The sequence below is a fragment of the Streptomyces sp. NPDC051987 genome (assembly GCF_040680735.1).
GTDB lineage: Bacteria > Actinomycetota > Actinomycetes > Streptomycetales > Streptomycetaceae > Streptomyces.
Map to the genome: position 1 here is coordinate 58,995 of NZ_JBFAXI010000035.1, position 20,957 is coordinate 79,951.

General features: G+C 72.6%; 24 protein-coding genes. 12 read left to right on the forward strand and 12 right to left on the reverse strand.

Features of this window, described 5'->3' with window-relative positions:
* Positions 1-2: 2 nt before the first annotated feature.
* Entirely contained in the window at positions 3-656 is a 654-nt protein-coding gene (locus AB0M11_RS20435) for a cyclase family protein (protein WP_365707351.1), read from the forward strand.
* On the forward strand, positions 653-1,057 hold the full coding sequence (locus AB0M11_RS20440; protein ID WP_365707353.1) for a nuclear transport factor 2 family protein: 405 nt from the start codon (positions 653-655) through the stop codon (positions 1,055-1,057). The genes AB0M11_RS20435 and AB0M11_RS20440 overlap by 4 nt, the downstream gene beginning before the upstream one ends.
* A 221-nt stretch (positions 1,058-1,278) precedes the next feature.
* Here the strand turns inward: AB0M11_RS20440 and AB0M11_RS20445 are convergent, their stop codons facing one another.
* The 7 genes from AB0M11_RS20445 to AB0M11_RS20475 form a co-directional block, all read right to left on the reverse strand.
* The gene (locus AB0M11_RS20445) at positions 1,279-2,631 is read right to left on the reverse strand and encodes a nucleobase:cation symporter-2 family protein (protein WP_365707355.1); all 1,353 of its coding nucleotides are present in this window, start codon (positions 2,629-2,631) and stop codon (positions 1,279-1,281) included.
* Positions 2,632-2,751: 120 nt separating this feature from the next.
* Positions 2,752-4,095: an FAD-dependent oxidoreductase gene (locus AB0M11_RS20450; protein ID WP_365707357.1), complete on the reverse strand. Its 1,344-nt coding sequence runs from the start codon at positions 4,093-4,095 to the stop codon at positions 2,752-2,754.
* A gap of 152 nt (positions 4,096-4,247) precedes the next feature.
* A complete protein-coding gene (locus tag AB0M11_RS20455; protein WP_365707359.1) occupies positions 4,248-4,946 on the reverse strand; it encodes a helix-turn-helix domain-containing protein in 699 nt (232 codons plus the stop codon).
* A gap of 137 nt (positions 4,947-5,083) precedes the next feature.
* Positions 5,084-5,806, reverse strand: coding sequence for an HAD-IA family hydrolase (locus tag AB0M11_RS20460; RefSeq protein WP_365707361.1), 723 nt, complete (start codon positions 5,804-5,806; stop codon positions 5,084-5,086).
* A gap of 70 nt (positions 5,807-5,876) precedes the next feature.
* A complete protein-coding gene (locus AB0M11_RS20465) occupies positions 5,877-6,548 on the reverse strand; it encodes a phosphatase PAP2 family protein (RefSeq protein ID WP_365707363.1) in 672 nt (223 codons plus the stop codon).
* Positions 6,549-6,604: 56 nt separating this feature from the next.
* The gene (locus AB0M11_RS20470) at positions 6,605-7,540 is read right to left on the reverse strand and encodes a M48 family metalloprotease (RefSeq protein ID WP_365707365.1); all 936 of its coding nucleotides are present in this window, start codon (positions 7,538-7,540) and stop codon (positions 6,605-6,607) included.
* 95 nt (positions 7,541-7,635) lie between these two features.
* On the reverse strand, positions 7,636-8,178 hold the full coding sequence (locus AB0M11_RS20475; protein ID WP_365707367.1) for a DUF5134 domain-containing protein: 543 nt from the start codon (positions 8,176-8,178) through the stop codon (positions 7,636-7,638).
* Positions 8,179-8,342: 164 nt separating this feature from the next.
* Between AB0M11_RS20475 and AB0M11_RS20480 the strand changes: the two genes are divergently transcribed.
* Both AB0M11_RS20480 and AB0M11_RS20485 read left to right on the forward strand, forming a co-directional pair.
* Positions 8,343-10,001, forward strand: a complete 1,659-nt coding sequence (locus AB0M11_RS20480; RefSeq protein WP_365707369.1) for an FUSC family protein — start codon at positions 8,343-8,345, stop codon at positions 9,999-10,001.
* Positions 9,998-10,561 carry a MarR family transcriptional regulator gene (locus AB0M11_RS20485; RefSeq protein WP_365707371.1) on the forward strand — a complete coding sequence of 188 codons (564 nt, stop codon included), beginning with the start codon at positions 9,998-10,000 and terminating at the stop codon, positions 10,559-10,561. Before AB0M11_RS20480 ends, AB0M11_RS20485 begins: the two co-directional genes overlap by 4 nt.
* Positions 10,562-10,609: 48 nt before the next feature.
* On the opposite strand, the gene AB0M11_RS20490 is transcribed toward AB0M11_RS20485, so the two are convergent.
* Positions 10,610-11,002, reverse strand: coding sequence for a VOC family protein (locus AB0M11_RS20490; protein WP_365707373.1), 393 nt, complete (start codon positions 11,000-11,002; stop codon positions 10,610-10,612).
* Between the two features lie 104 nt (positions 11,003-11,106).
* Here AB0M11_RS20490 and AB0M11_RS20495 point away from each other — a divergent pair, with 104 nt between their 5' ends.
* Positions 11,107-11,664, forward strand: a complete 558-nt coding sequence (locus tag AB0M11_RS20495) for a GNAT family N-acetyltransferase (RefSeq protein WP_365707415.1) — start codon at positions 11,107-11,109, stop codon at positions 11,662-11,664.
* A gap of 15 nt (positions 11,665-11,679) precedes the next feature.
* Here the strand turns inward: AB0M11_RS20495 and AB0M11_RS20500 are convergent, their stop codons facing one another.
* Entirely contained in the window at positions 11,680-12,363 is a 684-nt protein-coding gene (locus AB0M11_RS20500) for a glycerophosphodiester phosphodiesterase family protein (protein WP_365707375.1), read from the reverse strand.
* A 412-nt stretch (positions 12,364-12,775) separates the two neighbouring features.
* Between AB0M11_RS20500 and AB0M11_RS20505 the strand changes: the two genes are divergently transcribed.
* The 4 genes from AB0M11_RS20505 (at position 12,776) to AB0M11_RS20520 (ending at position 16,700) form a co-directional block, all read left to right on the forward strand.
* Positions 12,776-14,173 carry a DUF6421 family protein gene (locus AB0M11_RS20505; protein ID WP_365707377.1) on the forward strand — a complete coding sequence of 466 codons (1,398 nt, stop codon included), beginning with the start codon at positions 12,776-12,778 and terminating at the stop codon, positions 14,171-14,173.
* A gap of 38 nt (positions 14,174-14,211) precedes the next feature.
* Positions 14,212-14,961, forward strand: a complete 750-nt coding sequence (locus tag AB0M11_RS20510; RefSeq protein ID WP_365707379.1) for an SDR family NAD(P)-dependent oxidoreductase — start codon at positions 14,212-14,214, stop codon at positions 14,959-14,961.
* Positions 14,958-16,028, forward strand: a complete 1,071-nt coding sequence (locus AB0M11_RS20515) for a low specificity L-threonine aldolase (RefSeq protein ID WP_365707381.1) — start codon at positions 14,958-14,960, stop codon at positions 16,026-16,028. Before AB0M11_RS20510 ends, AB0M11_RS20515 begins: the two co-directional genes overlap by 4 nt.
* 78 nt (positions 16,029-16,106) lie before the next feature.
* Positions 16,107-16,700 (forward strand): transglutaminase domain-containing protein, encoded by a 594-nt coding sequence (locus tag AB0M11_RS20520; RefSeq protein WP_365707383.1) that lies wholly within the window; start codon positions 16,107-16,109, stop codon positions 16,698-16,700.
* Positions 16,701-16,751: 51 nt separating this feature from the next.
* Here the strand turns inward: AB0M11_RS20520 and AB0M11_RS20525 are convergent, their stop codons facing one another.
* The 3 genes from AB0M11_RS20525 to AB0M11_RS20535 all read right to left on the reverse strand — a co-directional run bounded on the left by AB0M11_RS20525 (position 16,752) and on the right by AB0M11_RS20535 (position 18,686).
* Positions 16,752-17,255 (reverse strand): hypothetical protein, encoded by a 504-nt coding sequence (locus AB0M11_RS20525; protein WP_365707385.1) that lies wholly within the window; start codon positions 17,253-17,255, stop codon positions 16,752-16,754.
* Between the two features lie 97 nt (positions 17,256-17,352).
* The gene (locus AB0M11_RS20530) at positions 17,353-18,081 is read right to left on the reverse strand and encodes a lysophospholipid acyltransferase family protein (protein WP_365707387.1); all 729 of its coding nucleotides are present in this window, start codon (positions 18,079-18,081) and stop codon (positions 17,353-17,355) included.
* Between the two features lie 188 nt (positions 18,082-18,269).
* Positions 18,270-18,686, reverse strand: coding sequence for a DUF4395 domain-containing protein (locus tag AB0M11_RS20535; RefSeq protein WP_365707389.1), 417 nt, complete (start codon positions 18,684-18,686; stop codon positions 18,270-18,272).
* 102 nt (positions 18,687-18,788) lie between these two features.
* On the opposite strand from AB0M11_RS20535, the gene AB0M11_RS20540 reads away from it, so the two are divergent.
* From AB0M11_RS20540 to AB0M11_RS20550, 3 genes are all read left to right on the forward strand, one after another.
* Positions 18,789-19,205 (forward strand): thioredoxin family protein, encoded by a 417-nt coding sequence (locus AB0M11_RS20540; protein WP_365707391.1) that lies wholly within the window; start codon positions 18,789-18,791, stop codon positions 19,203-19,205.
* Between the two features lie 208 nt (positions 19,206-19,413).
* The gene (locus AB0M11_RS20545) at positions 19,414-19,923 is read left to right on the forward strand and encodes a flavin reductase family protein (RefSeq protein WP_365707393.1); all 510 of its coding nucleotides are present in this window, start codon (positions 19,414-19,416) and stop codon (positions 19,921-19,923) included.
* A 241-nt stretch (positions 19,924-20,164) separates the two neighbouring features.
* Positions 20,165-20,953 (forward strand): electron transfer flavoprotein subunit beta/FixA family protein, encoded by a 789-nt coding sequence (locus tag AB0M11_RS20550; RefSeq protein WP_365707395.1) that lies wholly within the window; start codon positions 20,165-20,167, stop codon positions 20,951-20,953.
* The last annotated feature ends 4 nt before the right edge of the window (positions 20,954-20,957 follow it).

Genomic DNA, 20,957 nt, shown 5'->3' on the forward strand with positions numbered 1-20,957 from the left:
GGGTGCGCCTGATCGACCTGTCCGTGCCGCTCCGCACCGGCATGCCGGTCTACCCCGGCGACCCCGAGGTGGACATCCGGCCCGCGCTCACCGCGGCCCAGGACGGGGTCAACGTCCTCCAGGTGCACATGGGTTCGCAGTCCGGCACGCACGTGGACGCCCCCTCCCACATCGAGGACGGCCTGCCCGCGCTGGACCAGCTGCCGCTGGACCGGTTCGACGGCCCCGCCCACGTCGTCGACGCCCGGGGCCTGGCGCCCCGGGCGGGCATCGGGGCCGACCTGCTCGCCCGCGTCCCGGCCGGCCGGATCGTGCTGATCGCGACCGGCTGGTCGGCGCACTGGGGCACCGGCGCCTACCACGACCACCCCCACCTCACCGAGGAGGCGGCCGCCCTGCTGGTCGCCCGGGGCGTGCGCACGGTCGGCATCGACGCCCTCAGCGTCGACCCGACGCCCGGTGAGACGCTGCCCGCCCACCGTGTCCTGTGCGGCGCCGGCGCCGTCATCGCCGAGAACCTCACCCGTCTCGCCGAGGTCCTCGACGCCCAGCACGCCGGCCACGACGTCCACGTCAGCCTCTTTCCCCTGCACCTGCCCGGCGCGGACGGCGCACCCGTCCGCGCCGTGGCCCGGATCTCGGAGCCGAATCCTTGAGCCACGACCACGACCACGACACCGCCCTCGCCGCGGCCGACGCCCTGATCGCCGCCTTCGCCGAGGGCCGCACCGACGACTACTTCGACGCCTTCGCGGCCGACGCGACCTTCGTCTTCCACACCACCGACCGGCGGCTGGACTCCGCCCAGGAGTACCGGGCGCTGTGGCAGAAGTGGAGCGACGAGGACGGTTTCCGCGTCCTGTCCTGCGACTCGGCCGACCGCCGCCTCCAGCTCCTCGGCGACACGGCCGTGTTCACCCACGCGGTGACCACCCGCATCGCCACCACGGCCGGCGAGGAGGTGCTGCGCGAGCGCGAGACCATCGTCCTCCACCGCACCGCCGACGGGGCCTGGCAGGCCGTCCACGAGCACCTCTCCACCGACCCCTCCGCCTAGCCGCAGACCCCGGCCAACCGCTTCCGCCGCGGTCCCTCGGCGCTCCCTGAAGGGGTGCGGGGAACGGCGCGATCAGCCGCGACGGTGCCGCGGTCGGATGACGGTGTCAGTCGGTTCAGCCGGGGTCCGTCGGCGCTTCCTGAAGGGGCGCGGGGAACGGCGCGATCAGCCGCGACGGTGCCGCGGTCGGTGACGGCACTGCGCCGCTCGCACCGGACCGCTCAGGCGGACTCCGCGCCACCCGGCACCGCCTCCGGCGCCGAATCCGCCCTCGACGGCAGGTGGTTGAAGAGCAGGTTCAGGACGAGCGCGGTCACGCAGCCCGCGCTGATGCCGCTGTTCATCACCGTCTGGAACCAGTCCGGGAACCTCGCGTAGACCGTCGGCACGCCCACCGGCAGCACGCCGACCGCCACCGAGACGGCCACCACCGTCAGGTTGCCGTTGCCGCGGAAGTCGACGGCCGCCAGGGTGCGCACGCCGCTCGCCGCGACCGTGCCGAACATCACCAGCCCCGCGCCGCCCAGCACCGGCGCCGGAATCGCCGCCACCACCGCGCCCAGCTTGGGCAGCAGACCGAGCAGCACCAGGATGCCGCCGGCCGCCGCGACCACCCAGCGGGAGCGCACCCGGGTCATGCCGACCAGGCCCACGTTCTGCGCGTACGCCGTGTACGGGAAGGTGTTGAAGACACCGCCGAGGACGGTCGACAGGCCGTCGGCGCGCAGCCCGTCGGCGAGGGAGCGCGGCTCGACCGTGCGGCCGGTCAGCTCGCCGACCGCGAGCAGGTCACCGGTCGTCTCGGTCATCGTCACCAGGGCCACCACCAGCATGGAGACGATCGCCGACGCCCGGAACGCCGGCGCCCCGAAGTGGAACGGCGTGCTGATGCCCAGCCAGTCGGCGTCCCCGACCCCGCCGAAGTCCGTGAAACCCAGGGGCACCGCCACCGCCAGGCCCACCGCGATGCCCACCAGCACCGCGATCCGGGCGAGGAAGGCGGGCGCGAACCGCTGCACGCCGATCACCACCGCGAGCACGAAGGCCGCCAGCGCCAGGTTCCTCGGCTCCCCGAAGTCCTTCGCGCCCACGCCGCCCGCCGCCCAGTTGCCCGCGACCGGCAGCAGCGAGACCCCGATGATCAGGATCACCGTGCCGGTGACCAGCGGTGGGAAGAAGCGCAGCAGCCGGCCGAAGACGGGCGCGAGCAGCATGATCGCCAGACCGGCCACGATCACCGAGCCGTAGATCGCGGGGAGGCCGCCGCCCGTGGTGCCGATGAGGACCATCGGCGAGACCGCCGCGAACGTGCAGCCCTGCATGATCGGCAACCGGACGCCGAAGCGCCAGAAGCCGACGCACTGGATGAGGGTGGCGATACCGCACACCAGCAGGTCGGCGGTGATCAGGTAGGCCAGGTCGGCGGGTGACAGCTTCATCGCGCCGCCCACGATCAGCGGCACGGCGACCGCGCCCGCGTACATCGCGAGCACGTGCTGCAGGCCGAAGGCGGCCAACTGCCCTACGGGTGGGACCTCGTCGACGGGATGGACGGAGGCGCTGGTGGGGGCCATGGGGACTCCAGAGCGGGGATGACATCCGGACACCACGAGACGGTAAGCGGGTTGAACAGTTTGTTGATGTCCGGCTCGTTGCCGCTACGTGTCAGGCCCACCTGATCGCGTGCGACTCCGCTACGACCCCGAGCGCGCCGCCGTCAGCAGGGAGTTCCAGTCGGCCAGCTTGACCACGCTCCGCCCGAGCCGGGCACCGAGCGCGGCCTCGGCCCGCTCGATCGCCTGCCATCCCGCCCACCCGACCGGCTCGATGCCCGCCGAGCGCAGCGCGGCGACCGGATCCTCGGGCACCTCCTTGCGCAGCAGGGCGGGCGCGTCCGCCAGGAGGGAGGTCACCGTCTCCTTGGCGTCGGGCCGGTTGGTGCCGATGACACCGGTCGGGCCGCGCTTGATCCAGCCGGCCACGTAGTCGCCGGACGCGCCGAAGCAGCTGTGCAGGACCCGGCCCGCCTCGTGGGGCACGGTGCCGCTCTCCTCGTCGAACGGGAGCCCGTCCAGCGGCACCCCGCGATAGCCGACCGACCGCAGCACCAACTGCGCCTCGACCGTCTCGAACCGCCCGGTGCCGCGCACCCCGCCGTCCCCGTCCGGTTCGGTGCGCTCGAAGAGCACCGCGCCCACCCGTCCGCCGTCGCCGAGCAGTTCGACCGGGCGCAGGAAGAAGCGCAGCCGGATGTGCCGGTCCGCGCTCCGGTCGCCGGCCTCGCCCCAGCCGCGCAGCACCTCCACGTTGCGGCGCTGGGCGGCGGGCAGCGCGGACGGGTCGGCGCAGGCCGGGTCGAGCGCCAACTCGGCCGGATCGACGCGGACACCGGTCCCCGGGAGCCCGGCGAGCTCGCGCAGCTCCTTGGTGGTGAACCGGGCCTGCGAGGGGCCCCGACGGCCCACCACGTGGACCTCTTCCATGCGGCTCGCCGCCAGCGCCGTCAGCGCCTCCTGCGGCATGTCGGTGGGGCTCAGCTCGGCCGCGCCCCGGACCAGCATCCGGGCCACGTCCACCGCGACGTTGCCGACCCCGATCACCACCGCCGACCGGGCGTCGCGCACGAACCCGGCGTCGATCGCGTCCGGATGCGCGCTGTACCAGGAGACGAACTCGGTCGCCGACCAGCTGCCCGGCAGCTCCTCGCCGGGAATGCCGAGCCGCCGGTCGGTGGCCGCGCCGACGCAGTACACCACCGCGTGGTACAGCTCCCGCAGCCGCTCCACCGGCAGCCCGCCCGCGCCCCCGACCCGGACGCCGCCGAGGAACCGCACCCGCTCGTGCTCAAGGACGGCGCGCAGGTTCCCCTGCAGCGACTTGATCTTCTCGTGGTCCGGGGCGACGCCGTAGCGCACCAGTCCGTACGGGCACGGCAACCGGTCCAGGACGTCCACGCGGACCGTGGGGTCGAGCTGGACGAGGTTCTGGGCGGTGTAGCACCCGCTCGGCCCGGAGCCGACGACGGCGACACGCAACACAGGGGGACTCCTTGCCCGAGGGGCTGGTGGCTCCAGCATCCCACCGGCCCGGCCCCCTCGACAGGGGCCGCAGGGGTGACGCGGACGCGCGCCCACGGTCGCCTGGTGCGATCATCTGACCGCACGTGCGTGGACGGTGCGCCCGACGCCGACTAGCCCGGTCCGGACCCGGAGCCGGACCCGGACCCGGAGCCGGGCTGGGACCGGTCCTCGGTCGCGAAGAACCGGGACAGGTCCTGCCGCTCGGTCGCCGGCGCGGATTCCGGGGGAGTGCCCAGCTCCCAGTCGAGCCCGTAGCGCTCGAACAGCTCCGCCCGCAGCGCCGAGATCGGCATCGGCACCCCGGGCACCAGCGCCGCGTAGACCGCTCCCATCAGCATCGCGCGCAGCATGGGGTAGTCGACGTCGACCCGGTGCGAGCCGTACCGGGTGACGGTGTCGCCCAGCAGTTCCGCCAGCCTGCGCTGCTCGGGACACTGCACGAACCCCTCGCCCTGGAGCAGCCCCGCCATGTGCTGGCGCATCAGCACCGGCCGGTCGTGGGCGAGTCCCAGGATCGCGTCGATGGCACGGGCCAGCCGCTCCCGGCCGTCCTCGGTGCGCGGCTCGTGCTCCAGCGCCTCCTCCAGCGTGCGGTGCATCAGCCGGTGCACGGCGGACTGGACCAGCTGGCGCTTGCCGGGGAAGTAGTACGACACCAGGCCGCGCGCCGAGCCCGCCCGGTCCGCGATGGCGCCCAGTGTCGTCGCCTCGAAACCGTGCTCGTCGACCAGCTCCACCGCGGCCTGCAGCAACCGCTCGCGCGATCGCCTGCGCAATTCTTCATTGACCGAGGGGCTGCGGGGGGACATCCTGGAACTCCTGCGTTGACTGGCTGCCAGCCAACTATAATCGACGCAGCGGGGCTCCGCCCTGCGCGGGCCCTGCTCAGGGCTGCCGTCCGCCCGGGGCGACACGGGGGAGCGTCTCGGGCGGGCGGTGCGATCGTTCAGGCCTGGGTGGGCGCGGCCGGTCGGCGGGCCACGCCCACCAGGTCCAGGACCGCCAGCAGCGCGTCCGGCCGGTCGGCCGCCGGCAGGTGGTCCACGAAGTGCACCCGGCAGCCGAGCGCCGCCGCGCCGCCGTCGGCGGGTCTGCTGTCCCCGACCATCAGCGTCTCGGCCGGCGCCGCTCCGAGCGCCTCCAGCGCCACCGTGAAGAGCCGCGGATCCGGCTTCTGGACACCGTGCTCGTACGACAGCACGTAGGCGTCCACATACGCGTCGAGCCCGTGCTCGCGGAAGACCGGGCGCAGGTCCCAGCCGATGTTGCTGACCACGCCGACCGCGATCCCGTGCTCGCGCAGCGCGCCCAGCACCCGGGCGGCGTCCGGGTACGGCGTCCAGGCCCGCGGGTCCATGTGCCGCTCGTACAGCGCGTCGTGCAGTGCCGGATCCGGCAGCACCACCCGCCGGGACAGGCCGGTGTACGCGGCCCGGTGCAGCTCCGCGCTCTCGTCACGCACCGCCCACACCGCGGCCAGTTCCTCGGGCAGCGCGGCCGGGGAGGCTCCGCCGGGTTGCGCCCCGGCCACCTCCAGCGCCCGCGCGGCCCGCGTCAACTCGGCGTCGGTCAGCGGTAGATCGGCCTCGGCGAGCACCGCCCGCAGCCAGGATTCGGCGGACTCGATCCGGAAGAGGGTCCCGGAGAAGTCGAAGAGCACGGCAGTCATGCGCCGGACTCTACCGACGGCCGCACGGCAGTCATGCGGCGGTGCTGCCGACGGCCGGGTGCGGCGCCGGCTACGGGTGAGGGTGTCCGCGGCCGTCGCGCTCCCACTCGTACGCCAGGACCGCCAGCGCCACCACCAGCGCCCCGAGCAGCCAGCCGCCGAGCACGTCGGAGGGCCAGTGGACGCCGAGCCACACCCGGGTCAGGCCCACACCGACGACCGAGAGCCCGGCCGCGGCCAGCGCCGTGCGCCATATCGCGCGTCGGGTGCCGCAGCGGTGCAGCAGCCACAGCAGCAGGCCGCACACCACCGTGGCCGTCATGGTGTGCCCGGACGGGAAGGCGGCGTAGTGGGCCGAGTCGACCGGGTCGGGCCACACGGGGCGCGGACGGCCGACGGCGGCCTTCAGGGACTGCTGGGCGACCGTGCCGAGCGCGCAGGTCAGGGCGAGCCACAGGGCGGTCCACCAGGCCGCGTGCCGCCACACCAGCCAGACCGCGACCGCCGCGCACAGCAGGCGCATGGTCAGCGGGTCCCACACCCAGTCCGTCAGGACCCGCAGCACCTGCGTGGTGGCGTGGTCCGCCACGGCCCAGCGGTGGGCGGCGCCGGCGATGTCCTCGTCCACCGCGACCAGGGGCGGCCACTCGCCGGCGACGAGGGCGAGCAGCAGCGCCGAGGAGAGGGCGAGCACGGCGGTCGTGAGAAGGGGAGCGGGGCGGTCGCTGGGCGGGGGGCGCATGACGCGATCTTTGCCGAATCATTGCCCTCAGGGCAATTCCCCTGCCGGCCCCGGCTTCACCCGAGGGCGCGCAGGCTCGGTACCAGTGCGACCAGTACCGGGATCACCGGGACCAGGGCGGCCGTCGCGGTCAACCGCAGCCGGTGCCCGGCCGGGAGGCGGTCCGGGGCGGTGAGCAACCGGTGGACCCGCTGCGGGACATGGGCGTGCGCGGTCGGTCCGGGGCCGAACACGCCCCGGTCCTCGTTGAGTTCGACCAGGGCGAGGGCGGTGGTGAGACGGCCGTGGCGCCGGGAGGCCACGTCGTCGGCGGCCAGTTCGACCAGCCGGTGCATCTCGTCGCGGAACGCGGCGAACACCGGGACCTGCGGGAATCCGCCGGCCAGCGCGTCCGAGCAGTGCAGCAGCCAGTCGTGGCGGGCCTGGGCGTGGCTCTGCTCATGGGCGAGGACCGCGTCCAGCCGGCTTCCCTTCAGGCGGCGCAACGCACCGGTGGTGACGACGAGTCGGGGTGCGGCTCCGGGCAGCCACCAGGCGTCCGGACGGTCCCCCTCCAGCACCACGAGCCGGCCGTCGGCCGGTTCCTCCCCGGGCAACAGCGGCGCGCGGAGCAGGAGTTCGGCCCGTTCCCGGCTGCGCCTCGACCTGGCCCGCGCGATCTCCCGGACCAGCATCGCCCCGCTCCACAGCCCGGCGCAGGCGAGGGCCACCGCGGTCACGGCCGCCCAGGGGCCCGTCGTTCCCGGCGCGTACGCGTCCGCCACCCCGCTCGGGGCGCTCGCGAACACGTGGCCGCGCACCGCCTGCCAGGCGGCGGCCGCGCTCAGCGTCATCGACAGGGCGCAGCACAGCAGGACGGCCGCCACCACGCACTGCCACACCCACAGCGCGACCACCGGCTCCCGGTCCGTCCAGTCGGCCCGGGCCAGCAGCCGGGGGCCGGTCACGGCGGTCAGGGCGCCTAGCAGCAGCAGTGCCACGGGGACCATCATGGCCAGCACCCTATGAGCGGGGAACCGCCCGCGGGTACAGCCGGCCGGGCTGAAGTGACGCAGACAACGTCCGCGCCGCGGGAGTTGTCGCGTCCTCACAGCGCCAGCAGCATCGCCACCATGCCGATCCCCATCGACAGCCGGCACGCCCGCGCCAGCTCGGGCCGGTCGCCCCACCGGAGCGCACCCGCCCCGGCGGCCACCGCGACCGGGACCAGCCGGGCGCCGGACACCAGGACGTAGCCGGTGAAGTAGAGCAGCAACGGCCCGGTCACCAGCGGGACTCCGGCGCCGCCGTGATGACGGGCGCCGGGGGCGGCCGCCATCGCCACCGCCATGTAGACCATCGCCGCAGCCCCCACCAGATGGTGCAGGTGGTGCGGACTGCTGCGGGCGCTCCACAGGGCGCGCAGCGCGGCCGCGCCGAAGACCGCCGCGTACAGCGGCCATGCCCACCCCGGCGGGGTGAACACCGTCGCGGGCACGGCCATGACGGCCATGCCGAACCCCATCAGCGCCTCACCTCCTGCGGCGCGCCGCTGCTCCTCGACTCTGCTGCGCATCCGCAGCAGGCAGTAGGCCCCGGTCGCCGCGCACAGCGCCACCAGCAGCCAGCCGGGCGAAGCCGGTCCGTGCACGGCGCACCTCCCCGCTCGACGTCGCGTCGAGGGATGCGATGCCCCAGCCGTGCGGCGCGCACGCGAGCGCAAGGATGTACACGGGGAGCATTCGCCGGAGCACAGCCGGTGACCAGGACTGTTCCAAAGTGTTTTACGAGTAAAACACATGCTAAATTGATGGAATGAGCACCACGACCGCCGCCGCCACCCGCCGCCTGCCCCTCGCCGGTGCGCTGCGCCTCGGCCGGCCCTCCGACATCTGGTTCAAGCCCGCCTGCAGCGTGGTCGCCGCGATCGCCCCGCCCAACCTGGCCTTGCTGGCCCTCGGCCGCCTCGACCTGGCGATGTACACGATGGCCGGATCGCTGTGCGCCCTCTACGGCCACCACCGCCCCTATGCCGCCCGCGCCCGCGTCCTGGCCGGGGTGGTCCTCGGCATGGTGGCCGGCCTCGCCCTCGCCCTGACCGCCGCCTCGCTCACCACGAGCGGAGCCGCGCTGGTCACCGTCGGCGCGCTCATGGCCGCCGCGCAGAAGGTCCTCTGCGACGCCACCCGCGTCGGACCGCCCGGGAACGTGATCCTCACGTTCATCAGCTCCGCCGCCCTGTTCGCCCCCCAGTCCCTCGGCCAGGTGCCCGGCCACACCGGGCTCGCCCTCGCGGCGGGCGCCTGGGCCTGGCTGGTCGGCATGGGCCCCGGGCTGCTGCGCCCGCACGGCCCCGAACGCCGGGCCACCGCCCACGCCCTGAACGCCGCTGCCGCCTATGCCGACACCCGCGGCACCGGCGCCGGCCACGACCGGGCCCGTGCCGTCGCGGCCGCCGCCGTCCAGGCCGCCTGGCAGTCCCTGCTCGCCACCGGCACCCGCACCGACCGCACCCGGCGCGCCCTCGAACACCTCGTCGTCCGTGCCGAGGTCGCCCTCGCCGCCCCCGCCGACGCCGACCCGGGGTCGCTCCGCGGCTGGGCCCGCCACCTGCGCGGCACCGGCCGCGTCCCGCGGGTCGCCGGAGCCGACGACGAACTCCTCGGTGTCGACGCTGAACGCGCCGTGCCGCAGCGCCCGTGGTGGCGCCGGCTCGGTCCGCTCACCCCGCTGGCCGCCCGCACCGTGCTCGGCTGTGCCCTGGCCGGCTACGTCTCCCTCGCCCTGGGCGTCGGCCGCCCCTACTGGGCGCTGGTCACCGCCGCCTCCCTGTACCAGGCCAACGTCACCCTCACCTGGAGCCGGGGCGTCCAGCGGGTCGTCGGCAACCTCCTCGGCGTCCTCGTCTTCGCCGCCGTCGTACCGCTCGCCCAGTCCCACCCCGTGGCCCTGGTGCTGTGCTGCCTCGTCCTCAACTTCGCCACCGAGGCGCTGATCGGCCGCAACTACTGGCTCGGCAGCGTCTGCGTCACCCCCATGGCCCTGCTCGTCACCGAGTTCGCCCGCACCCAGGACGCCGGGCGGCTGATCACCGAACGGATCGTGGACACCCTGGTCGGGGCGCTGGTCGGCTTCGCCACCGCCGTGGTCGTCACCAACCGCCGGGCGGGCGACCGTGTCGAGCACGCTCTGAGCGCCGTCGAGCGGGCCCGCGAACAGGCCGCACGGCTGCTCGCCGGTCCGCGGCCGGCCCCGCGCGCCCTGGAGACCGCCCGCCGCACCCTGTCCGCCGCCCTGGCCGACCTGCGCGCCACCGTCGACGCCGCGTCCGGCGAGTGGTGGCAACGCGCGCTGCCCCAGGAGCGGGTCGTGCTCGCCGAGCAGTCCGGACACCGTACGCTCGCCGCGACGGTACGACGCCAGGAAGCGCACTCCTGGGACGGCGCGAGGACAACGGAGGACGTACGGCCATGACGGCGACCAGCGGACGACCGGCGGCCGGAAGCGACGGGGGAAGGGGTGCGGGGGGCCCGGACGACACGGTCGCGGCCGTCGTCCGGCAGTGGCGGAGCGTCCACCCCGCGCTGGACACCGGGCCGATGGAGGTCATCGGCCGGATCAACCGCTGCGCCGCCCTCCTCCAGCAGGCCGAGGACGCCCCGCTGCGCCGGGCCGGACTCAGCCGTCCCGAGTTCGACCTGCTCGGCGCGCTCCGCCGCACCGGCCACGAGCTGACCCCGAGCGAGCTCGCCAAGGAGACCTTCTCCTCCGGTGCGGCCGTCACCAAACGCCTCAAGCAGCTCACCGAGCGCGGACTGGTCGAGCGGCGCGGTGACGCCCGGGACCGCAGGGTCGCCCACCTGCGCCTCACCGACGCGGGCCGCGACCTCGTCGACGGCATCCTGCCCGAGCAACTCGCCTACGAGACGGCCGTGCTGTCCGTCCTCGCCCCTGCGGGGCAGGGCGAACTGGCGGGACTCCTCGCGGAGTTGCTGGGCCGCCTGGAGGGACGGGCGGCCGCCCTGCGGGCCTGACCGGGCGGTTCGCGAACCGTCGGCCGGTCCCGCCGCCGGCACTGCCGGTCAGATCTCCGGCCGGTAGCGCAGCGGGTGGTCGGACGGCACCTCCACCAGGGCGATCCTGATGCCGTCCGGGTCGGCGATCCACATCTCGACCAGGCCCCATGGCTCCTTCACGGGCGGCCGCACGATCTCGACGCCCTTGGCCGACAGTTCCTCGTGCGCCGCCGTGACGTCCGCGACCTGCAGCCACAGCTGCACGGCGGGTGACGCCGGGGAGTCCGAGCGGCCGGAGACCTCCAGGAACCCGCCGCCGAGGAAGTAGACCGTGCCGCGCTGCGGGCCCTCCCCGAACTCGCGGTAGACGCCGAGGCCCAGCCGCTCGCCGTAGAAAGCGCGGGAGCGCTCGGGGTCGGTGGGGTGGACCAGCGTACGGCTGCTCAGTACATGCACCATGGGACCGGAGCGTAGTGGCAGGCCGCCACGGGAGCCGGGTGGCGCGAGGGGCCGGGAAACGGAGCCGAGCGGCGGGGATAGGCTCGTGGCCGGCCGGGTCGTGCCTGAGATCGGAGAGACCGCCCATGGAGAACGCCGCCGGACTGACCTTCCGGGACGCCACCGACGCCGACGTGGACGCCCTGGTCGCGTTGATCGAGTCTGCCTACCGGGGCGACGCCAGCCGGGTCGGCTGGACCACGGAGGCGGACATCCTTCAGGGGCAGCGCACCGACTCCGAGGGCGTCCTGCACGTGATCAAAGCCCCGGACGCCAGGCTGCTCACGGTCGAGCGGGACGGCCGGGTCGTCGCCTGCTGTCAGCTCGAACACCGCGGCACCCACGCCTACTTCGGCATGTTCGCGGTGAGCCCCGCCCTCCAGGGCGCCGGTCTCGGCAAGACCGTCATCGCCGAGGCGGAGCGCCGGGCACGCGCGGACTGGGGCGTCACGGAGATGCACATGACGGTGATCTCGGTGCGCGACGACCTGATCGCCTGGTACGAGCGGCGCGGCTACCGCCGTACGGGAGAGATGACCCCGTTCCCGTACGGCGACGAGCGCTTCGGCATTCCGCAGCGGGACGACCTGCGGTTCGAGCTGCTGGTCAAGCCGCTGGTGTGAGGCGGGGGCCGGGTTTCAGGCGGTGAAGCGGGCGGTGCGCTTGATCTCCGGGTAGTCGGTCGTGGCGCCGTCCAGCTGGAGGGCGCGGACCAGCCGCAGGTGGTCCTGGGTGTTCACCACCCAGCCGATCACCCGCAGATCCGCCTTGCGGGCGTGCTCGACGACCTCCAGGGTCAGCCGCCGGATGTTCAGGCAGAGGGTCGCCGCCCCGGCCTCCTGCGCCCGCTCCACCACGTCGGTGCCGTACCGGCTGGCGATCAGCGCGGTGCGCACCCCCGGCACCAGCCGGGCGATCTCGGCGACCGCCTCGTCGTGGAAGGAGGACACCTCGACCCGGGACACCAGGTCCCGTCGCTGCATGACCTCGGCCAGCGCGCGGGCCGCGGCCACGTCCTTGATCTCGGCCTGCAACGGCGTCCGCACCGCTTCCAGGACCTCCTCGAACACCGGCACCCGCTCGCCGCGCCCCGCGTCCAGCGCGCGCAGCTCCTCCAGGGTCTTCTCGGCGATCGGGCCGGTGCCGTCGGTCGTGCGGTCCACCTCCGCGTCGTGCATGACGACCAGGGCGCCGTCCTTGCTGAGATGCAGATCGAGTTCGATCAGGTCGAGGCCGGCCTGCTGGGCGGCGACGAAGGAACGGAGGGTGTTCTCGGGCTCGACGCCCATGACTCCGCGGTGACCGATGGTAAGGAAGTTCAAGATTCAACTCGCTTCCGTCGACGGCGGCGGTGGGGCAGGCGCGCGAACCGTACGACGGACGTCGCTGTCCACGCGGCTGGGCGCAGCCTAACGGCCGTCCGTCGCGATGTACCCGTGCGTACACGGGGGGATTGCCCTGCGGGGTGGGCGGCGTCTGGTCCGTGCCCCGGTCGGCCGTCACCCGGGGGTGGGCGCGTCACGCCGCGCATTGACCGGCTGGATCCGTACGGACCCGCGGGGCTGACACCTCGTCACCGGCCGTAGCGAATGTGAGCGTCTTCACGGTTTCGTACAGGAAAAAGAGCGGTGAAGGTGCGATGGGGCAGGATAATTTCCTGAGGGCCCCCTTGCTGGGAGAAAGCTCGTATGCATACGGTGTCCTAACGGAAGCTTCTCCCGTGGAGGATGGGTCATGACGGAAGTTCTTGTGCAGGTGGGTTCGGAGGACCAGGTTCCTCCCGTGACCAGGGTGGTCGAACACCCGGCGTGGCCCGTGCTCAAGGATGCCGTGCAACGGATCCGGCCATGGCAGTCCAAGGACGGGTCCATCGACTTCGAGGCCGAGGGCGCGCCCGCGCCGGCCGACGCCGACGCGGCCGTACGGCGTGTCGTCGAGGCGGTGGAGGAGCTCTCCCCGCTGCTCCCGCACGACGCCGCCTACCACCGCGCGCTGGTGACGGACCTGCGGCGCTGGGCCGTCGGCGGTTTCCAGGTGCCGGACTTCCTCGACTCGCTGCTCGCCTTCCAGCCCGCCGCGGGCCGCGCGGACGGCCTGCAGCACCTGGTCGTCTTCCCGATGTACACGCAGAACGGCAATCCGGACCGCAACCTGGAGGCGGTCGTGCTGCGCATGGTCTGGCCGGACTGGCTGGCCGAGCTGGAGCGCACCCGCTACGACAACCCGCTGTTCTGCGGCATCAAGTTCGAGGACTTCACGGCCGGGTACGACACCAACTCCGCCGTCCTCTTCCCCGAGACCATCGCCGTGCGCGAAGTGCCGGAACGATTCTCCTGGGGCGGCATCTTCTGCGACCGCGAGGCCGCCCGCTTCCGCCGGGTCACCGACGCGGCCGTGGACGTCCTGGGCCTCGAACTCCCCGAGGACATCGCCGCGATGGTCCACGACCAGACGCGCTGCGAGGAGGCCTTCGTGCTGTGGGACATGGTGCACGACCGCACCCACAGCCACGGCGACCTGCCGTTCGACCCGTTCATGATCAAGCAGCGCCAGCCGTTCTGGATGTACGGCCTGGAGGAGCTGCGCTGCGACCTCACCGCCTTCAAGGAGGCCGTGAAGCTGGCCGCCGAAGGTGTCCCGCAGGCCCGTGACGTCCAGTACGCGGTCCTCTTCGACCGCATGTTCCGCTTCCCGGTCACCGGCGACCGCGTGCGCAACTACGACGGCCTCGGCGGTCAGCTGCTCTTCGCCTACCTGCACCGGCACGACGTGATCCGGTGGACCGACAACAAGCTCGCCATCGACTGGGAGCGCGCCCCGCAGGTCACCAACCAGCTCTGCGCCGAGATCGAGAAGCTCTACAAGGACGGCATCGACCGGCCCAAGCTGGTGCACTGGTTCGCCGGGTACGAACTGGTCGCCACCTACCTCGCCCCGCACCCCGGCTCCAAGTGGGCCAAGGGTCCCGAGGCCCTCGACCTGACCCTCCCGCCGCGCAAGCTGGTGGACGACGTGCTTCCGGACGAGTTTCCGCTGAGCATGTTCTACGAGGCCCTGTCCAAGAAGCTGAAGAACGTGATCGCCGAGACCAAGGGCATCACGGCGGACAGCGCCGAGCCGGTCGCCGCGTGAGCGGCCGGCGCCGGAACACTGCTCAAGAGGGGAAGCACATGGCGGGCAACGGGTCTCTCAGTGGTGCGGTGATCGCGGTGGCCGGAGCCGGCGGACCGGCGGGCCGGGCGACGCTGGTGCGCCTGGCGGAGGCGGGCGCGACCGTCGTAGGGGCGGACAACGATCCGCAGCGCCTTTCGGAGGCCGTGGACGCGGCCCGTTACGCGTCCGGCGGCGCGAGCGTCACGGGCGACACGGTGGACCTGCTCGATCTGCGGTCCACCCGGGACTGGGCCACTCACGTCGAGAAGGACTTCGGCCGCGTCGACGGCCTGGTGCACCTGGTCGGCGGCTGGCGCGGCAGCGAGACCTTCACCAAGACCAGCCTCGACGACTGGGACTTCCTGGAGCTCCTGCTCGTCAAGACCGTGCAGCACACCTCCCTGGCCTTCCACGAGGCGCTGCAGCGCAGCGAGCGCGGCCGGTACGTCCTGATCAGCGCGGCCGCCGCGAGCAGGCCGACCGCGGGCAACGCCGCGTACGCCGCGGGCAAGGCCGCCGCCGAGGCCTGGACGCTCGCCCTGGCCGACTACTTCCGCAAGGCCGGGGGCCCCGAGGGGCCGACGTCCGCCGCTGCCATCCTGGTGGTGAAGGCGTTGGTGCACGACGCGATGCGCGCCGAGCGCCCCAACGCGAAGTTCGCGGGCTTCACCGACGTCAAGGACCTGGCCGAGGCCATCGAGGGCGTCTGGAGCAAGCCCGCCGCCGAAGTGAACGGAAACCGTCTGTGGCTGACCGAGAAGCCGTGAACCCTCCGAAGACCGACGCGCGTCGCCACCACGACCCGCAGGTCCGCGGTTTCGCCAGTGACAACTACGCCGGAGCCCACCCCGAGGTGCTGGCCGCCCTGGCCCTCGCCAACGGCGGCCATCAGGTGGCGTACGGCGAGGACGAGTACACGGAGAACCTCCAGCGGATCGTCCGCAGCCACTTCGGGGCCACCGCGGAGGCCTTCCCGGTCTTCAACGGCACCGGCGCCAACGTCGTCGCGCTCCAGGCGGTCACCGACCGCTGGGGCGCGGTGATCTGCGCCGAGAGCGCGCACATCAACGTCGACGAGGGCGGCGCCCCCGAGCGCATGGGCGGCCTCAAGCTGCTCACCGTGCCCACGCCCGACGGCAAGCTCACCCCGGAGCTCATCGACCGGCAGGCGTACGGCTGGGACGACGAGCACCGCGCGATGCCGCAGGTCGTCTCCATCACCCAGAGCACCGAGCTGGGGACCCTCTACACGCCGGACGAGATCCGGGCGATCTGCGAGCACGCCCACGCGCACGGCATGAAGGTGCACCTGGACGGCTCCCGGATAGCCAACGCGGCGGCTTCCCTGGACGTCCCGATGCGCACGTTCACCAACGCCGTCGGCGTCGACATCCTCTCCCTGGGCGGCACCAAGAACGGCGCCGTGTTCGGCGAGGCCGTGGTGGTGATCAACCAGGACGCGGTCAGCCACATGAAGCACCTGCGCAAGCTGTCCATGCAGCTCGCCTCCAAGATGCGCTTCGTGTCCGTGCAGTTGGAGGCCCTGCTCGCCAGGGACCTGTGGCTGCGCAACGCCCGGCACGCCAACGAGATGGCCCAGCGGCTCGCCGAGGGCGTCCGGGCCGTGCACGGCGTGGAGATCCTGTACCCGGTGCAGGCAAACGGCGTCTTCGCCCGGCTCCCGCACGACGTGAGCCTGCGCCTGCAGAAGCGCTTCCGGTTCTACTTCTGGGACGAGGCGGCCGGGGACGTGCGCTGGATGTGCGCCTTCGACACCACCGAGGAGGACGTGGACGCGTTCGTGGCGGCGCTCAAAGAGGAGATGGCGCGCTAGCCCCACGTGCTGCATAGATATGCGGTCACCTGAAAAGTCATTGACGCTCAGGTGATCGCTTTCCTATGCTCTGCGGGCATGGAGCTGATCCAGAACACCGCCGACCTGTCCGCCTATCTGGCCGCTGACGAGGTCATCGACCACCATCACCCGCTGGTCAGGGAGACCGCTGCCCGGCTGGCGGCGGGAGTCGAAGACTCGTATGGCTATGCACGCGCCGCCTACGCGTTCGTGCGGGACGCCATCCCGCACTCCCAGGACTCCGGCGACCTGCGCGTGACCTGGCGGGCCTCGGACGTGCTGGAGCAGCGCACGGGTGTCTGCCATGCCAAGGCCCACGCCCTCGCCGCCCTGCTGCGCGCCGAGGACATCCCCACGGCCCTGTGCTATCAGCGGCTGGTCCACGACGGCGGTGACGGCCACGTGGTGCACGGCCTGGTCGCCGTCCGCTTCCGCGGCGCCTGGCACCGGCAGGACCCGCGCGGCAACAAACCGGGCGTCGACGCCCGCTTCTCCCTCGACGGCGAACGGCTGGCCTGGATCCCCGACCCCCGGTCCCACGAGGTGGACTATCCGCTCCTGTACGCCGAACCGCACCCGCTCGTGCTCGACGCGCTCCAAGCGGCACCCGACCGCCCGCACCTCTGGCAGACGCTCCCCGGCACCCTCTAGGCATGTGCCGGTCGCGGTGCGTCGGCGGCCGGATCGGCCGGCCCCGCGTCCTCACATCACGCCCATGCCTCGCTTGGCCAGTCGCTTGAGCGCGCGGGAGAACTCGTTGACCAGGTTGCCGAGTTCCCTGTGCAGGCCCCGGACGGCCGCGTGGGCGACGGGGTCCAGGGCGGCGGCGCTGCGCGCCTGGTGCGAGCGGATCGCGCCGTCGACACGGTGGGCCTTGCTGCGGACGATTCCCGGCATCTCGTAGAGCGTGAGCGGATCGGCCGTCATGGAGCACCACTTGGGGGCCGAGCGGGGCAGTGTGGGAGCGATGCGCACCCACTCGTTGGCCGGGGTGAGTCCGTCTAGTGCGGGCATCAGCTGGATCCTGGCCTCGACGAAGGGAGCGGTGAAGGCGAGGAGCTCGGACTGCAGCGGGTCGAGCTGCGGTACGGTCGCGGCCTTGATGCCGCTCATCGACGTGTACCTGGCGCCGAGTGCCGTGGCCACGGCACCCACCACCACACCACTCAGGCCGATCCAGGCCACCGGCACGTCGGACTGGGCCACAGGCTCCCCCAAGGCACTCCGGACACACAGCCGCCTCTGATGATGGCAGGTGCATGAAGTTCGGGGAAGCCGCAGGCGCGCCCGGCGCAGCCTGGCGTCAGATCGCCTCGGCGGCCTTCAGCTGGTCCAGGGTGGGGGCCGTGCCGCCCAGGTGGGCCGGCAGCCACCAGGTGTCCGTGGCGTCCTTCGGGCGGGCGGGGTAGGCGCGCTGGGCGGCCTCCAGCAGCTCCTGGACGCGCTCGCGCAGCCGGCGGGTGATGGCGCCCGCGTACTGGTCCCGGGGAGCCTCGACCGGCTCGCCGACCCGGATGGTGATGGGCAGGTGGTTGCGCTGGAAGTTGCGCGGCTGGCCCTTGGTCCAGATGCGCTGGGTGCCCCACAGGGCCATCGGCACCAGCGGCACGCCGGCCTCCTGGGCCAGGCGCGCGGCGCCCGACTTGAAGCTCTTCAGCGTGAAGGACTGGGAGATCGTGGCCTCCGGGAAGACGCCCACGATCTCACCGGACCTCAGCGAGTCCAGCGCGTGCTGGTAGGCGGCCTCGCCCTGCTTGCGGTCCACCGGGATGTGCTTCATCGCGCGCATCAGCGGACCGGAGATCCGGTGCCGGAAGACCGACTCCTTCGCCATGAAGCGCACCAGGCGTTTCTGCGGGAGGGCCGCCAGGCCGTCGAAGACGAAGTCCAGGTAGCTGATGTGATTGCTCACCAGTACGGCACCGCCGGAGCGCGGGATGTTCTCGGAACCCTGGCAGTCGATCTTGAGGTCCCAGACCTTGAACAGCGTCTTGGCGAAACCGATGACGGGACGGTAGACCAGCTCTGCCATGGGTGGGGCGGACCCTTTCTGCTCTGCCTGGGAAAGGGGCTCCCGGCGGCTAAGTTACGCAGCCGTAGGTTTACGGCGTCTCGCAGATCGTGCCCGAAGAACGGACGGGTAGCCAGCCCTGGTGCCCGGGCGTGGCGAGATTCTCGTCACGTTGGCCCCTTGATCCACCTCGCGCTTTTAACCGGTCTTTACTCCGGGCGGGCCGTCAACCGCCGCATGAGCAGGAACATCTCGCAGCCCAGGCAGTACCCGAATGCCGCATTGAGGAAAGCCGCGGCGAGCGCGAGCCCGGTCGCCGCGAGGCCCAACCACGCGGGGCCCAGGGTGAATCCGACCAGTCCGAGTCCGGCGAAGACCAGTCCCACCGCCTGTGCGAACCGCGGCGGCTCCGGCGGCTCGAACTCCGTCGCGGGGCCGAGCCGCGGCCGTACGGCGGTCCTGAAGACCCAGCCGTACGGCGAGCGGGTCATGCCTCCGGCCGCGCCCAGCGCGAACGCCAGCGTCTGCCAGGCGAGGAGCCAGGGGCTCCGGGTGATGAGCGCGACGGCCAGTACGGCCGTCGTCACGGCCGCCGCGAACCGCGGCCCACGTGCGTCGATGTCCATGAACCAAGGATTCCGCCCCGCGGGCCGGCAGGGGAGCCGGGAATCTTTGCAGTCTCGTGAACGCTTTTCCTCCAGGCGGGCCCGCTCGTGGATCCTTGTCCCGTGACGACCGGACTGGTGGTGTGCGTGGCGGTGCTCGCGACGGCGAGCGTGTACGGAGTGCTGCACAGGCGGCGGAGCGGGAGGGTACGGGTGCGCGGGCGGGACGACGGCAAGCGGCTCGGGGCGGCCGAACTCGGCGGCGAACTGGGTGAACGGGCCACGCTGGTGCAGTTCTCCAGCGCCTTCTGCGCCCCCTGCCGGGCCACCCGGCGGGTACTCGGCGAGGTCGCCGGGATGGTCCCCGGCGTCACCCATGTCGAGATCGACGCCGAGGCCCGCCTGGACCTCGTGCGCGACCTGGAGATCCTGAAGACGCCCACCGTGCTGGTGCTCGACGCGGACGGCCGGGTGGTGCGCCGGGCCACCGGACAGCCCCGCAAGGCGGACGTCATCGCGGCGCTGGGCGAGGCGGTCTGACGGACATGCCGATGACGGTGAGGCACCTCCCATATCCCGGAACGTACTTGACTGGGCGCACCACCTATCGTCAGCCTGACCGTATGCCTCAGGAACTCCTTCTCCACGGGCGGGCCCACGTGGACCTGGCCCGCACCGCGAGCGCGCGCTGTCCGGGCTGTTGAGCAGCCACGGACCCGACCGCCGCCTCTCGAAGAAGGACAATTCCATGACGGCCACGCCCGACCTCGGCACCCCTCAGCTCGCCTCCCCGGACCTGCTCCGCTCGGCCTTCCGGCGGCACGCCGCCGGTGTGGCGGTGATCACCGCACGCGGCGCCGACGGCCCGGTCGGCTTCACCGCCACCTCCCTGAGCTCCGTCTCCGCCGAGCCCCCGATGCTCTCCTTCGGCGTCGGCACGGGTGCGTCGAGCTGGCCCGCGATATCCACCGCCGAGCACATCGGCGTCCACATCCTGGGCGAGCACCAGGCGGAGCTCGCGGCCACCTTCGCGCGCAGCGGCGCCGACCGGTTCGCGGCGCCCACCACCTGGCGCGAAGGCCATGCGGGCGTCCCCGTCCTCGACGACGTGCTGGTGTGGCTGGTGTGCCGGGTCGTCGCGCGCGTGCCGGCCGGGGACCACCGCATCGTCCTCGCCGAGGTGGTCGTCGGTGACCCGTCCCGCGCGGGCCGGCCGCTCCTGTACCACCAGGGCGGCTTCAACGGACTGCGGGACTGATCACACGGCCCCGGTTCCGGGAATCACACGCCCCTCATCCTGCGAACGCGTCGAGTTCCGGTTACGCTGCGTTGCGAAGGTCACAGTTCAAAGCGCTTGCTTAGCGGGCGCGCACTGGCTGTACTGGTGAGTAATATTTCGTTCGGAGCGCGCGGCCGCCCCGACCGGGATCGGCCGCTTCAGGAGCCTATGCTGCCTGCAAGAGGCAGCCCAGAAAAGACGATGCAGTAGGAGAGCCGGCGTGAGCTTGAGGATCGTTGTCACTGTGAAGTACGTGCCCGACGCCACTGGCGACCGGCACTTCGCCGATGACCTGACCGTCGACCGTGACGACGTGGACGGTCTGCTCTCCGAGCTGGACGAGTACGCGGTCGAGCAGGCGCTCCAGATCGCGGAGAACTCGGACGACGACGTCGAGGTCACCGTCCTGACCGTCGGTCCGGAGGACGCCAAGGACGCGCTGCGCAAGGCGCTCTCGATGGGTGCGGACAAGGCGATCCACGTCGAGGACGACGACCTGCACGGCACCGACGCCATCGGCACCTCGCTGGTGCTGGCCAAGGCGATCGAGAAGGCCGGCTTCGACCTGGTGGTCTCCGGCATGGCCTCCACCGACGGCACCATGGGTGTCGTCCCGGCGCTGCTGGCCGAGCGGCTCGGCGTCCCGCAGGTCACCCTGCTCTCCGAGGTCTCGGTCGAGGACGGCACGGTCAAGGGCCGCCGCGACGGCGACGCCGCCAGCGAGCAGCTGGAGGCCTCACTGCCGGCGGTCGTGTCGGTGACCGACCAGTCGGGCGAGGCGCGCTACCCGTCGTTCAAGGGCATCATGGCCGCCAAGAAGAAGCCGGTTCAGTCCTGGGACCTGTCCGACCTCGACCTCGAGGCGGAGGAGGTCGGCCTGGAGGGTTCCTGGACCGCCGTCCAGGACGCCGCCGCACGCCCCGCGCGTACGGCGGGCACGATCGTCAAGGACGAGGGCGAGGGCGGCAAGCAGCTCGCCGAGTTCCTCGCGGGCCAGAAGTTCATCTGAGCCC

What these genes read in the sequence shown, in the direction of transcription:
- AB0M11_RS20465 (WP_365707363.1), bottom strand. Translation starts at nt 6,548, where the DNA reads ATGCGCCCCCCGCCCAGCGACCGCCCCGCTCCCCTTCTCACGACCGCC.
- AB0M11_RS20455 (WP_365707359.1), bottom strand. Translation starts at nt 4,946, where the DNA reads ATGTCCCCCCGCAGCCCCTCGGTCAATGAAGAATTGCGCAGGCGATCG.
- AB0M11_RS20445 (WP_365707355.1), bottom strand. Translation starts at nt 2,631, where the DNA reads ATGGCCCCCACCAGCGCCTCCGTCCATCCCGTCGACGAGGTCCCACCC.
- AB0M11_RS20505 (WP_365707377.1), top strand. Translation starts at nt 12,776, where the DNA reads ATGACGGAAGTTCTTGTGCAGGTGGGTTCGGAGGACCAGGTTCCTCCC.
- AB0M11_RS20535 (WP_365707389.1), bottom strand. Translation starts at nt 18,686, where the DNA reads ATGGACATCGACGCACGTGGGCCGCGGTTCGCGGCGGCCGTGACGACG.
- AB0M11_RS20530 (WP_365707387.1), bottom strand. Translation starts at nt 18,081, where the DNA reads ATGGCAGAGCTGGTCTACCGTCCCGTCATCGGTTTCGCCAAGACGCTG.
- AB0M11_RS20485 (WP_365707371.1), top strand. Translation starts at nt 9,998, where the DNA reads ATGACGGCGACCAGCGGACGACCGGCGGCCGGAAGCGACGGGGGAAGG.
- AB0M11_RS20470 (WP_365707365.1), bottom strand. Translation starts at nt 7,540, where the DNA reads ATGATGGTCCCCGTGGCACTGCTGCTGCTAGGCGCCCTGACCGCCGTG.
- AB0M11_RS20520 (WP_365707383.1), top strand. Translation starts at nt 16,107, where the DNA reads ATGGAGCTGATCCAGAACACCGCCGACCTGTCCGCCTATCTGGCCGCT.
- AB0M11_RS20490 (WP_365707373.1), bottom strand. Translation starts at nt 11,002, where the DNA reads ATGGTGCATGTACTGAGCAGCCGTACGCTGGTCCACCCCACCGACCCC.
- AB0M11_RS20545 (WP_365707393.1), top strand. Translation starts at nt 19,414, where the DNA reads ATGACGGCCACGCCCGACCTCGGCACCCCTCAGCTCGCCTCCCCGGAC.
- AB0M11_RS20460 (WP_365707361.1), bottom strand. Translation starts at nt 5,806, where the DNA reads ATGACTGCCGTGCTCTTCGACTTCTCCGGGACCCTCTTCCGGATCGAG.
- AB0M11_RS20510 (WP_365707379.1), top strand. Translation starts at nt 14,212, where the DNA reads ATGGCGGGCAACGGGTCTCTCAGTGGTGCGGTGATCGCGGTGGCCGGA.
- AB0M11_RS20480 (WP_365707369.1), top strand. Translation starts at nt 8,343, where the DNA reads ATGAGCACCACGACCGCCGCCGCCACCCGCCGCCTGCCCCTCGCCGGT.